Origin of the sequence: Bradyrhizobium sp. I1.14.4, from assembly GCF_050435825.1 — a bacterium.
Taxonomy (GTDB): Bacteria; Pseudomonadota; Alphaproteobacteria; order Rhizobiales; family Xanthobacteraceae; genus Bradyrhizobium.
Map to the genome: position 1 here is coordinate 1 of NZ_JBNDLA010000006.1, position 12,825 is coordinate 12,825.

General features: G+C 63.6%; 13 protein-coding genes. 5 read left to right on the forward strand and 8 right to left on the reverse strand.

Features of this window, described 5'->3' with window-relative positions:
* The 7 genes from ABIB78_RS14265 to ABIB78_RS14295 all read right to left on the reverse strand — a co-directional run.
* Nucleotides 1-407 (reverse strand): transposase (locus tag ABIB78_RS14265; protein ID WP_429025368.1); only part of this gene is annotated, 407 nt, incomplete at its 3' end.
* Between the two features lie 593 nt (nt 408-1,000).
* Nucleotides 1,001-3,976, reverse strand: coding sequence for an excinuclease ABC subunit UvrA (gene uvrA, locus ABIB78_RS14270; RefSeq protein WP_429025371.1), 2,976 nt, complete (start codon nt 3,974-3,976; stop codon nt 1,001-1,003).
* A 255-nt stretch (nt 3,977-4,231) separates the two neighbouring features.
* The gene (locus ABIB78_RS14275; RefSeq protein ID WP_429026135.1) at nt 4,232-4,891 is read right to left on the reverse strand and encodes an outer membrane protein; all 660 of its coding nucleotides are present in this window, start codon (nt 4,889-4,891) and stop codon (nt 4,232-4,234) included.
* A 232-nt stretch (nt 4,892-5,123) separates the two neighbouring features.
* Nucleotides 5,124-5,594 (reverse strand): outer membrane protein, encoded by a 471-nt coding sequence (locus tag ABIB78_RS14280; protein ID WP_429025374.1) that lies wholly within the window; start codon nt 5,592-5,594, stop codon nt 5,124-5,126.
* Nucleotides 5,595-5,615: 21 nt separating this feature from the next.
* On the reverse strand, nt 5,616-5,780 hold the full coding sequence (locus ABIB78_RS14285; RefSeq protein WP_429025377.1) for a hypothetical protein: 165 nt from the start codon (nt 5,778-5,780) through the stop codon (nt 5,616-5,618).
* Nucleotides 5,781-5,925: 145 nt separating this feature from the next.
* Nucleotides 5,926-6,669, reverse strand: coding sequence for an outer membrane protein (locus ABIB78_RS14290; RefSeq protein ID WP_429025380.1), 744 nt, complete (start codon nt 6,667-6,669; stop codon nt 5,926-5,928).
* A 97-nt stretch (nt 6,670-6,766) separates the two neighbouring features.
* Nucleotides 6,767-7,036, reverse strand: a complete 270-nt coding sequence (locus tag ABIB78_RS14295) for a hypothetical protein (protein ID WP_429025382.1) — start codon at nt 7,034-7,036, stop codon at nt 6,767-6,769.
* 81 nt (nt 7,037-7,117) lie between these two features.
* Between ABIB78_RS14295 and ABIB78_RS14300 the strand changes: the two genes are divergently transcribed.
* From ABIB78_RS14300 to gyrA, 3 genes are all read left to right on the forward strand, one after another.
* The gene (locus tag ABIB78_RS14300; protein WP_429025384.1) at nt 7,118-7,606 is read left to right on the forward strand and encodes a single-stranded DNA-binding protein; all 489 of its coding nucleotides are present in this window, start codon (nt 7,118-7,120) and stop codon (nt 7,604-7,606) included.
* A gap of 250 nt (nt 7,607-7,856) precedes the next feature.
* Nucleotides 7,857-8,255, forward strand: a complete 399-nt coding sequence (locus tag ABIB78_RS14305; protein ID WP_429026138.1) for a DUF2306 domain-containing protein — start codon at nt 7,857-7,859, stop codon at nt 8,253-8,255.
* Between the two features lie 232 nt (nt 8,256-8,487).
* Nucleotides 8,488-11,214: a DNA gyrase subunit A gene (gene gyrA, locus ABIB78_RS14310; protein WP_429025387.1), complete on the forward strand. Its 2,727-nt coding sequence runs from the start codon at nt 8,488-8,490 to the stop codon at nt 11,212-11,214.
* Between the two features lie 154 nt (nt 11,215-11,368).
* Here the strand turns inward: gyrA and ABIB78_RS14315 are convergent, their stop codons facing one another.
* Complete coding sequence (locus ABIB78_RS14315) at nt 11,369-11,548, reverse strand: hypothetical protein (protein WP_429025390.1); 180 nt, start codon at nt 11,546-11,548, stop codon at nt 11,369-11,371.
* Between the two features lie 262 nt (nt 11,549-11,810).
* On the opposite strand from ABIB78_RS14315, the gene ABIB78_RS14320 reads away from it, so the two are divergent.
* The gene (locus tag ABIB78_RS14320; RefSeq protein ID WP_429026140.1) at nt 11,811-12,620 is read left to right on the forward strand and encodes a transglutaminase-like domain-containing protein; all 810 of its coding nucleotides are present in this window, start codon (nt 11,811-11,813) and stop codon (nt 12,618-12,620) included.
* Nucleotides 12,617-12,808: a hypothetical protein gene (locus tag ABIB78_RS14325; RefSeq protein ID WP_429025393.1), complete on the forward strand. Its 192-nt coding sequence runs from the start codon at nt 12,617-12,619 to the stop codon at nt 12,806-12,808. Before ABIB78_RS14320 ends, ABIB78_RS14325 begins: the two co-directional genes overlap by 4 nt.
* The last annotated feature ends 17 nt before the right edge of the window (nt 12,809-12,825 follow it).

The window sequence follows — 12,825 nt, forward strand, 5'->3', positions numbered from 1 at the left end:
CCGGCCAGGTAGCTGCTTGCGATCAGCGCATCGGCGGCAAGCGTGCGTCGCTGATAGGCCCGCAGCGCCCGGCTCTTCCATTCCGTCGTTTTGCCCTCGGATGTGGTCAGCCGGGCGCGCGGCACTGCTAGCTCGATCCGCCCGAACGTGCCCGTCAGTGACCGCGTCCGGCTGCCATGACGGTGGCCCGTGACGCAGGGGCCTGCTTCATTGCCGGCCATCTTGCTTCGTTCGTAACGCGGCCGTGCCAGCGCGGTATCGAGTTCGCCGCGGATCAGTTCTTCGATGAACTGACGCGACCGAGCCCGCACCTCGGCCTCGATCGGGTCAAACCAGTTGTCGAAAAGATCAACAGCCAGCTCAGTCGTAGGCTGCGAGGAATCAGGCTCCGTGGTAGGCTTGTTCATGGCGTAGTCTCCAGTCCGACGCTTCAACGCCGGATGATTCGAGGTTGATCACCCCGGAGACTACGCCAACCTCAATTCCTACCAACTCCGCGACGGCACCGTGCATCGTCGATCAGCCAAACAACGTCAGTGGGGCGGATGACACCTTCGTAAGCAATTGTCAGCGCGCAGAAATAGCTCTGAATCGCCAGATCAAGGTCAAGCGGAAGGTGAGACCGCCAGGTAGAGATTGCCTCCTCCTCCGTGCGGACAAGTCGCGCACCCGTGTGATCCGTCAAGAAAAAACGCTCTTGACCAGGAAACTCGAAGGTAGATGAAAACTCGAGAACGGCATCGCCGGTCTGCAGAAATGGCGCATTCTTGAAGTATCGTGTCCGCTGCCTAGCGGTGCATGGACGGGCGGTTACTGCAAGTAACTCGCCATCATGTGAAAAGCTGCCACGTATCGAAACGGTTCTAGGCTGGGCGAAGTCAGCGCAAAAGCGACTGTAGACCTCTTTTGCCGCGGGAGAGTCGCTTCGAATGGGTGGATGGATAGAAAAGAGAGCCTTCAATCTTGCGGATGTCTGCACGGTATGCGCTATCCTCCTAGACTACTCCGCCGCCTCGCTCGCGCTGCTCTTCCTGGGCTTGCTGTTCGCCTTCTTCAGCACCGGCGCCAGAAACTTGCCGGTGTAGCTGCGCGGCGCTTTCACGATGTCCTCGGGCGGGCCCCAGGCGACGATTTCGCCGCCGCCGTCGCCGCCTTCGGGACCGAGGTCGATCACCCAGTCGGCGGTCTTGATGACCTCGAGATTGTGCTCGATCACCACGACCGTGTTGCCCTGGGCGACCAACTCGTGCAGCACCTCCAGGAGCTTGGCGACGTCGTGGAAATGCAGGCCGGTGGTCGGCTCGTCCAGGATGTAGAGCGTGCGGCCGGTGGCGCGCTTTGACAGCTCCTTTGCCAGCTTGACGCGCTGGGCCTCGCCGCCCGACAGCGTCGTCGCCTGCTGGCCGACATGGATGTAGTCGAGGCCCACACGATGCAGGGTCCGGAACGTCTCGCGCACGCGCGGCACCGCCTTGAAGAACTCGGCGGCTTCCTCGACCGTCATGTCGAGCACGTCGGCGATGCTCTTGCCCTTGAACAGCACCTCCAGCGTCTCGCGGTTGTAGCGCTTGCCCTTGCAGGTATCGCAGGTGACGTAGACGTCGGGCAGGAAGTGCATCTCGATCTTGATGACGCCGTCGCCCTGGCAGGCCTCGCAGCGGCCACCCTTGACGTTGAAGGAGAAGCGCCCGGGCTCGTAGCCGCGCGCCTTGGCCTCGGGCAGGCCGGCGAACCATTCGCGGATCGGCGTGAAGGCGCCGGTATAGGTCGCGGGGTTCGAACGCGGCGTGCGGCCGATCGGCGACTGGTCGATGTCGATGATCTTGTCGATATGCTCGAGGCCCTCGATGCGGTCGTGCGGCGCGGCGCCTTCGCTGGCGTTGTTCAGCTTGCGGGCGATCGCCTTGTAGAGCGTATCGATCAGCAGCGTCGACTTGCCGCCGCCGGAGACGCCGGTGACGCAGGTGAACAGGCCGAGCGGGATCTCGGCCGAGACGTTCTTCAGATTGTTGCCGCGGGCGTTGACGACCTTGATGGTGCGCCGGTGGTTCGGCGGCCGTCGGTCGGGCACGGGGACCGAAAGCTCGCCGGTGAGGTATTTGCCGGTCAGTGATTTCGGATTGCGCATGATCTGGTCGGGCGTGCCCTCGGCGACGATGTGGCCGCCATGCATGCCGGCGCCGGGGCCGATATCGAGAACATAGTCGGCAAGCCGGATGGCGTCCTCGTCATGCTCGACCACGACCACGGTGTTGCCCAAATCGCGGAGCCGCTTCAGGGTGTCGAGCAGGCGGGCATTGTCGCGCTGGTGCAGGCCGATCGACGGCTCGTCCAGCACGTAGAGCACGCCGGTCAGCCCCGAGCCGATCTGCGAGGCCAGGCGGATGCGCTGGCTCTCGCCGCCGGACAGCGTGCCGGAAGAACGCGACAGCGTCAGGTAATTGAGGCCGACATCGAGCAGGAAGGTCAGCCGCTCGCGGATCTCCTTCAGGATACGCGCGGCGATTTCGTTCTGCTGCGCATTGAGCGCCTCCGGCACCGTCTCGAACCATTCGCCGGCGCGCTTCACCGAGAGCTCCGAGATTTCGCCGATATGCTTAGCCCCGATCTTGACGCAGAGCGCCTCGGGCTTCAGCCGGTAGCCGTTGCAGCCGGCGCAGGGCACGTCGGAGAAATACTTGCCGAGCTCCTCGCGCGCCCACTCGCTCTCGGTCTCGCGATAGCGGCGGTTGATGTTGGTGATGACACCCTCGAACGGCTTCTTGGTGTCGTAGGAGCGGACGCCGTCCTCATAGGAGAACTTGATCTCGTCGTCGCCGGAGCCGTGCAGCAGCGCGGCCTGCACCTTCTTGGGCAGGTCCTTCCACTTGGTCGTGAGCGTGAACTTGTAGTGCTTGCCGAGCGCCGTCAGCGTCTGGATGTAATAGGGCGACGACGACTTTGCCCAGGGCGCTATCGCGCCCTTGCCGAGCGTCAGCTCCTTGTCGGGGATGACCAGGTCCTCGTCGATATGCTGCTCGACGCCGAGGCCGCCGCAGGCAGGACAGGCGCCATAGGGGTTGTTGAACGAGAACAGGCGCGGCTCGATCTCGGGGATCGTGAAGCCGGAGACCGGGCAGGCGAACTTCTCCGAGAACAGGATGCGCTCGGGCCCGCTCTTGTCGTGGATTTTTGCAGTTTTCTTCTTGTCTTCGGCGGCGGCCGCCGCCGGCGCGTCGGCGTATTCGATCACCGCGAGGCCTTCGGCGAGCTTCAGCGCGGTCTCAAAACTTTCGGCGAGGCGCTGGGCGAGGTCGGGGCGCACCACGATGCGGTCGACCACGACGTCGATGTCGTGCGGGAATTTCTTGTCGAGCGCGGGCGCCTCGGAGAGTTCGTAGAACGTGCCGTCGATCTTGACGCGCTGAAAGCCCTTCTTGAGGTACTCGGCGAGCTCCTTCTTGTACTCGCCCTTGCGGCCGCGCACGACCGGCGCCAGCAAATAGAGGCGGGTGCCTTCCGGCAGATCAAGCACGCGGTCGACCATCTGCGAGACGATCTGGCTCTCGATCGGCAGGCCGGTAGCGGGCGAATAGGGCACGCCGACGCGCGCCCAGAGCAGGCGCATGTAGTCGTAGATCTCGGTGACGGTGCCGACGGTGGAGCGCGGGTTCTTCGACGTCGTCTTCTGCTCGATCGAGATCGCCGGCGACAGGCCGTCGATCTGGTCGACGTCGGGCTTCTGCATCATCTCGAGGAACTGGCGCGCATAGGCCGACAGCGACTCGACGTAACGGCGCTGGCCCTCGGCATAGATGGTGTCGAACGCGAGCGACGACTTGCCGGAGCCGGACAGGCCGGTGAACACCACGAGCTTGTCGCGGGGAATCTCGACGTCGATGTTCTTCAGATTGTGTTCGCGCGCGCCGCGGATCGTGATGGCGCGCGATGAGGAGCCGGCGGTCGGTTGGCGCTTCGCCTTGAGCACTTCATCCATAGCGACATTTCCGGGCGCATGATCGGGCGCCTTTTGGGCGCACGTCGCCGGTGCTGCCGGGACCTTGCGCCGATGGGTGAGAAGGCTGGAACGTAGGAAGAACGGCGGCAGATTTCCAGTGCTGAGTTGAGACCATCAACGGATAGTTTGTCTGATGGCAGCAGCCGTCAGCAGGGCCGGTTCCCAGACGCAAAAAAGGCCGGCGCGAGGCCGGCCTTTCCGAGATCGGATGATTGCTTGAACTCAATACTCTGCTCAGTACTTGGCGAGGATCGGGCCGCCGAAGTGATAGTTCACGCCGAACTGGACGCTGTGCAGGTTGAGGTCGGGGGAGGGAACGCCGAAGTAGGTCTCGCTGCCGAGGCTGCGATACAGGTACTCGCCCTTGACCGACCACTGCGGCGCGATGAACGCCTCGATGCCGGCGCCGACGGTCCAGCCGGAGTGGAAGTTGCTCTGCGAAGCGGTCACGCCGAGCGCGCTGACGCTGATCTTGTTGTCGACCCAGGCGTAGCCGCCGGTGCCGTAGAACAGCACCTTGTCGACGGCGAAGCCGATGCGGCCGCGCACGGTGCCGAGCGCGTCGACCTTGCTCTTCACGGTGATGCCGAGCGCGCTGGCCGAGGCATCGACGTCAGCCCACGCACCGTCGGCCTCGAGGCCGTACACGATGTTGCTGGTCTGCCAGTTGTAGCCGATGGTGCCGCCGGCGAAGCCGCCTTCCATCTTCGGATTGCCGGACTCCTCGCTGGCATAGCCACCGAAGCCGCCGATGTAGAAGCCGGTCCAGTTGTAGATCGCGGCCGGCGGCGGAGCCTTCACGTAAGGCGCGCGTGCCGCCATGTCGGCGGCCATTGCCGGTGCAATTGCGCTGAGGGCAAACATGCCGGCCGATGCCAGCAAAACATTCCTGATTTTCAAAGTCCCAGTCCCATTTTCTTGTTGTCCCTTCAAACATTGAAGGGAGCGTCACAGCAGTGTCGCGTGACGTACACGGGCTTCTACAGAGAAATGCCGGAAGTCGTGTATCCGTGAAACCACAATGCACGGAAAACGGCCCAGGCGAGGCGCGCGCTTGCCCGCAACGAAAAAGCCGGCGCAAGGCCGGCTCTTGCTTTCGGTGGAGCGGCGCGCGACCGCCGGTAGCTCAGTATTTCGCTGGTACGACCGGGCTCGCCGAGTTGAAGTGGTAATTGATGCCGAGCTTGACGGTGTGGAAGGTGTCCTTCCATTCCGAGCGATCGTTGAGTGCGGGCGTGTACTGGATCGGCGCGACCTTGCCGAGATCGATGTAGTTGTACTCGAGCTTGGCCGACCAGTTCGCGGCGAACATGTATTCGACGCCGGCACCGGCGGTCCATCCCCAGCGCGTGTCGCTGGCCGAGACCGAGGGAGGCGCGAGCCCGGCGCTGTAGCGATGCAGGATATCGCCAACGGCAGCGCCGCCGTTGACGAACCATAATGTTGGACCGTCGGCGTAACCGAGCCGGCCCTTGATGTCGCCAAAGCTGCGCAGTTCGGTGTAGTAGGTGTCGAGCACGCTCGGCGGTCCGACATTGATCACGCCGGAGCGGCCGGTGACCGAGGCCCAGTGGTAATCGCCCTCGACGCCGAACACGGCAGGGCCGGCCTGGACATTCTAGCCGATCACGCCGCCGACGAAGCCGCCGCTGGTATTGTAGCCTTGGGTGCTGATGAAGGCCGCGTCGTTCGGTGCGCCGAGATAGGTCTCATTGCTGGTACTCCAGCCGCCGCCGCCCTGGGCGCCGAGATAGACGCCGTTCCAACCGGTCGCGGGCGCCACAACCTGCGGCGCCGGCCTTGGGGGCTTGCGCGGCGAGATCAGCCGCCGATACGGACGAAACGCCGAGCGCGGCGGGGCCGGCCGCGCAACAAAAAGGCCGGCGCCAGGCCGGCCTTCTCGTTTGGGTCAAGTTCGCGTCGCGCGATCAGTAGCGCGGAACGACCGGGCCACCCCACTTGTAGTTCACGCGGACGGTGACGAGGTCGACGTCCTGGCGGTCGCGGACGCTGCTGAAGGCCACGCCGGTCGGGGTGGTGAGGTTGTAGGTCTTGTCCTGCATGAACAGGTGATCGTATTCGATACCAGCGGTCCAGTTCGGCGCAAAGCCGACTTCGATGCCGGCGCCGATGGTGCCGCCCCAGCGGGTGTCGCTCACACGGCCGGCGAGCACGCCGGTCGGCGTGAAGTAGGTACTAAAGCGGTTGTCGGTCAGCGCGGCACCGCCCTTGGCGTACAGCAGCACGTTGTTGACGGCGTAGCCGATCTGGCCGGTGAACAGGCCGAAGGCGTCGATCTTGGTCTGGTTGGTGAACAGGCCCGGGAAGATCGCGCTGCCGTTGCTGCCCTTCAGGTCAGCCCAGTCGCCCTGCGCTTCGAGGCCGAACACCCAGGTGCCCGCCTGCCAGCGATAGCCGATCTGGCCACCGGCCACGCCGCCGCTCGCATCATGGCAACCATCCGATCCGATGAAAATGCCGCCGGGGACCTGGTCCCAGCAATTGTGGCTCGAGCCCCAGCCGCCGTTGGCGCCGATGTAGAAGCCGCTCCAGTCATAGATGGCGGCGATCATCGGCGGCGCCTTGGTGTAGGGGCGCGCCGCGAGGTCGGCCGCCGCGGCCGGCGCAGCGAACGCAATCAGGGCAACCGTACCGAGCAAAAACTTCTTCATAGTCAATCTCCCCAGCTCCCCAATCGGCTTCCAAATGGTCCCGAAGCGCGATCTCAGACGCGAGCGCCCGCGTCATGGGTAGCATCTATACGCCGATTCAACCGGAAACGCCGTCTCCCAAATGCAACACTCGCGGAAGAAGTGGGGGTGCTGCAAGACACTGATTTGTTTTGGATTTTGAGATGTGGCGGAGCCCGCTCGGAGCTGAAATCGAAATCGGCTGGCGCTCCTTCGCCATGCGGCCGCAGCCGGGGTTGGTTGTAGCGAACAAAACTGGAACAGTGTCGGCTGCGGTGCTATATTTCAATATCCGTGGATAACCGCGCGACGGCGAGGGCGTCGAGCCGACGCCGGCCGTATAGGTCATGCACGACGCCTGCAATGTAAGTGGCGAAGGTTGAGAGTGGCTGCCGATGTCCGGCGCCCGGTTTTGAGTGGAGGTGATGCGATGGCAGGAAGCGTGAACAAGGTGATCCTGGTTGGAAATCTCGGCAAGGATCCGGAGATCCGGCGGACCCAGGACGGCCGTCCGATCGCAAATCTTTCCATCGCCACCTCGGAAACCTGGCGCGACAAGGGCACCGGCGAGCGCAAGGAAAAGACCGAGTGGCACCGCGTCGTGATCTTCAACGAAGGCCTCTGCAAGGTCGCCGAGCAGTATCTGAAGAAGGGCGCCAAGGTGTACATCGAGGGTCAGCTGCAGACCCGCAAATGGACCGACCAGAGCGGCGTCGAGAAGTACTCGACCGAAGTCGTGCTGCAGGGCTTCAACTCCAACCTCACCATGCTCGACGGGCGTAGCGGCGGAGGCGGCAGCTTCTCCGATGACGGCGGCAGCGATTTCGGCTCCGCCGGTCCCGTCAGCTCGGCGCCGCGCCGTCCGGTGGCCGCCGGCGGCGGGCGCAACAGCGACATGGACGACGACATCCCGTTCTGACGGCAGGTCGGGCGTTCCGCGTCCAGCGCTCCGGGAAGTGATCTTCACGGAACGGCGGTGCTGTGATGCATCGCGGCAAATACCTCATGTGAATTATGAGGATAATTCTGCAATCGCCTGCTGTATCTTATCTTGTTGGGCGCAGCTGACGCTGGTTCTCCAGACTTTGACACAGGCCGATGTGAATGATATTTACATCGGCCTGCGGCAAGCGATGCTTGGCCGCGAGCCCAACTCGAGGGCCGCCATCATGAGCCTCGCGCCATTGCTCGACGCTGCGCCTGCGATCCCGCTCCACGCCTTTGCCGCGATGGCCGCCTTCGTGCTCGGCTCCATTCAGCTTGCTGCACCGAAAGGCACGCTGCCGCATCGGACGCTGGGCTGGATCTGGGTGATCCTGATGCTAGTCGTAGCCGGGAGCTCATTCTGGATCCATCAGATCCGGCTGGTGGGCCCATGGAGCCCGATCCACCTGCTGTCGATCTTCTCGCTGGTCATGCTGGTGCTCGGCGTGACGGCCGCGCGGAGCCACAATGTCCGCCGCCACAGGTTCACGATGATCGGCATCTTCTTCGGCGCGCTGGTCATTGCAGGGCTGTTTACCTTCGTGCCGGGGCGGATCATGCACGCAGTTGTGTTTGGGCAATGAGCCAAAGCCGAAGTGGGCGAATGGCGAGTAGCGAACCGAGAAACTCTGGTTCCGCCCGCTATTCGCCGTTCGCTATCCGCTTCCTGGATCAAGTGGCGATCGAAACCGGCGATCAAGCCGTAAGTGCATGAAAAAACAAAAGGAAAAACGGCTTGCGGAAGCCGGCTGAGGGTGGTTATCAGGACCCCGATGGGCTATATGATTCCCCAGCAGAACTGACCGGATTTCCCCTTTGTCCGAACCCGAAGACGACAAGCCCGGCGAGCCGCCGGCGCCCTCAGATATTCGTCCCGTTTCCATTCTCGACGAGATGAAGAAGTCCTACCTCGATTACGCGATGAGCGTGATCGTGTCGCGTGCGCTGCCCGATGCGCGCGACGGGCTGAAGCCGGTGCACCGGCGCATTCTCTACTCGATGCATGAGCAGGGACACACGCCGGACAAGAAATACGTGAAATCCGCGCGCGTCGTCGGCGACGTGATCGGTAAATATCATCCGCATGGCGACCAGTCGATTTACGACGCGATGGTCCGCATGGCGCAGGATTTCTCGCTGCGCGTGCCGCTGATCGACGGCCAGGGCAATTTCGGTTCGGTCGACGGCGATCCGCCGGCGGCCTATCGGTATACCGAAGCGCGGTTGACCCGGGCGGCGCTGGCCGTTCTCGCCGACATCGACATGGAAACCGTCGATTTCCAGCCGAACTACGACAACTCGGAGCAAGAGCCGTCGGTTCTGCCGGCCCGGTTCCCGAACCTTCTGGTCAATGGCGCCGGCGGCATCGCCGTCGGCATGGCGACCAATATCCCGCCGCATAATCTCGGCGAGGTCGTCGACGCCTGCGTGGCGCTGATCGATAATCCGGCGCTCACGATCGACGAGTTGATCGACATCATTCCCGGACCGGACTTCCCGACCGGCGGCGTCATCCTCGGCCGTCAGGGCATTCGCAGTGCCTACCATCTCGGCCGCGGCTCGATCGTGATGCGCGGCAAGGTGACGATCGATACCATCAGGAAAGATCGCGAAGCGATCATTATCACCGAGATTCCCTATCAGGTGAACAAGGCGACGATGGTCGAACGCATCGCCGATCTCGTGAAAGAGAAGAAAATCGAGGGCGTCGGCGATCTTCGCGACGAGTCCGACCGCGACGGCTATCGTGTCGTCATCGAACTGAAGCGCGAAGCGGTGCCCGATGTGGTGCTCAACCAGCTCTACCGGTTCACGCCGCTGCAGTCGAATTTCCCCGCCAACATGCTGGCGCTGGATTCCGGTCGTCCGCAGACGATGAATCTGAAGGACCTGCTCACCATCTTCGTCGCGTTCCGCGAACAGGTGGTGACCCGGCGGACCAAGTTCCTGCTCGGCAAGGCCCGCGATCGCGCCCACATCCTGGTCGGCCTGGCGATCGCAGTCGCCAACATCGATGAGATGATCCGTGTCATCCGGACCTCGCCCGATCCGAACACGGCGCGTGAGGCCCTGATGTCGCGTGACTGGGCGGCGCGCGACGTCGAGGCGATGATCACGCTGATCGACGATCCCCGGCATCGCATCAACGATGACGGCACGCTCCGGCTATCGATGGAGCAGGCCAGGGCCATCCTCGACCTCCGGCTGCAGCGCTTGACCGCACTGGGGCGGGACGAGATATCGGAGGAGCTCGACAAGCTTGCGGCCGAGATCGCCGACTATCTCGACATCCTGCGTTCGCGCGCCCGCGTTCAGGCGATCATCAAGACCGAACTGGCCGAGGTGAAGCAGCAATTTGCAACACCGCGCAAAACCGTGATCATCGAGCAGGAAGGCGAGGTCGAGGACGAGGACCTGATCCAGCGAGAGGACATGGTCGTGACCGTGTCGCATGCCGGCTACGTCAAGCGCGTGCCGCTGTCGACCTACCGGGCGCAGCGCCGCGGCGGCAAGGGCCGCGCCGGCATGCAGACCCGCGACGAGGATTTCGTCTCGCGCCTGTTCGTGGCCTCCACCCACACGCCGGTGCTGTTCTTCTCGTCGCGCGGCCAAGTCTACAAGGAGAAGGTCTGGCGGCTGCCGATGGCAGCTCCCAACGCGCGCGGCAAGGCGCTGATCAATATCCTGCCGCTGGAGCAGGGCGAGCGTATCACCACGATCATGCCGCTGCCGGAGGATGAATCCTCCTGGGGCAACCTCGACGTGATGTTTGCGACCACCGGCGGGACCGTTCGCCGCAACAAGCTGTCCGATTTCGTGGACGTCCGCCGCTCCGGCATCATCGCGATGAAGCTCGGGGAGGGCGAGGCGATCGTCAACGTGCAGATCTGCACCGAGCGCGACGATGTGCTGCTGACCGCCGCCGGCGGGCAGTGCATCCGCTTCCCGGTCACCGATGTGCGCGTCTTCACCGGCCGCACCTCGATGGGCGTGCGCGGCATTGCGCTGGCGGAGGCCGACAAGCTGATCTCGCTGGCGATCCTGCGCCATGTCGAGACCACCTCGGACGAGCGCTCGGCCTACCTGAAGATGCGCCGAGCGGTGGCCGGCGAGGCGACGGCCGAGGAGCCGGTCGAGGCCGAGGGCGAGGAGACTGCGAATGCGATCCAGCTCTCGCAGGAGCGCTATGCCGAGCTGTCGGCGGCCGAGCAGGTGGTACTGACCGTCTCCGTCAACGGGTTCGGCAAGCGGACCTCGTCCTACGAGTATCGCACCACCGGTCGCGGCGGCAAAGGCATCGTCGCGATGAGCGTCAACAACCGCAACGGCAACCTGGTGGCGTCGTTCCCGGTCGAGGACGCCGACCAGATCATGCTGGTTACCGACAAGGGGCAGCTGATCCGCTGCCCGGTGGCCGACATCCGCGTCGCCGGCCGCTCGACCCAGGGCGTGATCGTGTTCGACACCGCCGAGGACGAGCACGTGGTCTCGGTCGAGCACATTCCGGAGGAAGAGAACGGCGCGAACGGGAACGGCGAGTAGGGCCGTTCCCGAACGTGGTTGGTTGCAGGCGCCCGAGGTCAGGGCCACGCCCGCCGGGTTGATTGATGCCTGATTGCTCGGACGCGCAGGGCTGCGCCGGTGGGCTGTTTCGGCGGGACTTCGCGAACTTGCGCCCAATTTGGCTGCGCAGCAGTTATTTCTTCTTCCTCGGCGGGGGAGGATTGAGTTCGGCGATCTTGCGGAGGCAGTCGGCTTCGGTGTCGTGCGGGCCGGTCACGAATGTTCCGCTGACTTTTGTGGAATACCAACCGGACGTCACGCCGAGGCGCATGGACTCTTCAGTCTTGACGTGACGAGGCGAGAGATTTTGCATGAAGGTCTCTTTCGGTGAGTGCGTTCGAAACTGTGTCGAACGCACGGAGGAGGCTTTCAACCATCCGACTGGAACATTCGTCGGGTTCGCCTCTCCCGGGCAAGCCGCGCCAGTCGGTAAGCGTCGTCGTTCCTGCGCGCGATTGTAGCAAATAGCCAGCACTGTCTCGCGCAATGCGGGTATTTGTCCGATGAGGCAGATCGTACCTTGTATTCGACCGCGTGATAGCCATGTCGGTACGACAAAGAGGAACGTATTTCGAATGAAGCTTCGCGTCGGGTTCGAAATGCACTACGAATTCCCTCAGCCGACGCCGATGATCATGGTGCTCGGCACGCATTTCACGCGCGCGTCTGATATCATCGTCCCCGACCACCTCACCACCAGCCCTGCGGTGCCAATCACGCCGTATCGCGACGGATTCGGCAACTGGTGCAGCCGTATCGTTGCGCCGGCCGGTTCGATGCGCCTGGCGGCCGATGGCGTCGTGCGCGACAGCGGCGAGCCCGATCCGGTGTTTGCTTCGGCTGGCCAGCACGCGGTCGAGGACTTGCCGGCGGACACGCTGGTCTATCTGCTTGGCAGCCGCTATTGCGAGACCGACCGGCTTTCAGAAATTGGATGGAAGCTGTTCGAGGGCACACCGCCGGGCTGGCCGCGGGTCCAGGCCATTTGCGATTTCGTCCATCATCACATCACTTTCGGCTACGAGCACGCCCGCGCCACCAAGACGGCGCGGGAGGTCTTCAACGAAGGCAAGGGCGTGTGCCGTGACTACGCGCATCTCGCTATTGCCTTTTGCCGCTGCATGAACATTCCAGCGCGCTATTGCACTGGCTATCTCAGCGACGTCGGCACCCTGCCCCCTTGGGCGGCTGGTGATTTCGCCGGCTGGTTCGAGGCCTATATCGGGGGGCGTTGGCACACATTCGATCCGCGCAATAACATGCCGAGGATCGGCCGGGTTCTGATCGCACAGGGGCGGGATGCCTCCGACGTTCCGATCACTCAGACGTTTGGGCCAAACACGCTGGTTTCGTTCAAAGTCTGGACCGACGAGGTGGCGTCATGACGGATGATCCCCAAATCCTCAGTTCGGACGAGTTCGCCTCCCTGCTGGAGGTCAGCAAGGGCGAAGCGCAACGGGAGATTCCCCAGTTGCACGGGGAGCGCCTTGTGGGTCTCGGCTACGCAGTCAGACGGCTCGGCGAACTCGGCCTGACTGCATCCGGCGCTCGTCGTCTCGCGGTGGGCAAATAAACCTTCAGGCCCTTGGA

Bases quoted from the DNA above. Each gene is read 5' to 3' on its own strand.
- uvrA (WP_429025371.1), bottom strand. From the start codon at position 3,976: ATGGATGAAGTGCTCAAGGCGAAGCGCCAACCGACCGCCGGCTCCTCA.
- ABIB78_RS14290 (WP_429025380.1), bottom strand. From the start codon at position 6,669: ATGAAGAAGTTTTTGCTCGGTACGGTTGCCCTGATTGCGTTCGCTGCG.
- ABIB78_RS14295 (WP_429025382.1), bottom strand. From the start codon at position 7,036: ATGACCTATACGGCCGGCGTCGGCTCGACGCCCTCGCCGTCGCGCGGT.
- ABIB78_RS14300 (WP_429025384.1), top strand. From the start codon at position 7,118: ATGGCAGGAAGCGTGAACAAGGTGATCCTGGTTGGAAATCTCGGCAAG.
- ABIB78_RS14305 (WP_429026138.1), top strand. From the start codon at position 7,857: ATGAGCCTCGCGCCATTGCTCGACGCTGCGCCTGCGATCCCGCTCCAC.
- ABIB78_RS14315 (WP_429025390.1), bottom strand. From the start codon at position 11,548: ATGCAAAATCTCTCGCCTCGTCACGTCAAGACTGAAGAGTCCATGCGC.
- ABIB78_RS14320 (WP_429026140.1), top strand. From the start codon at position 11,811: ATGAAGCTTCGCGTCGGGTTCGAAATGCACTACGAATTCCCTCAGCCG.
- ABIB78_RS14325 (WP_429025393.1), top strand. From the start codon at position 12,617: ATGACGGATGATCCCCAAATCCTCAGTTCGGACGAGTTCGCCTCCCTG.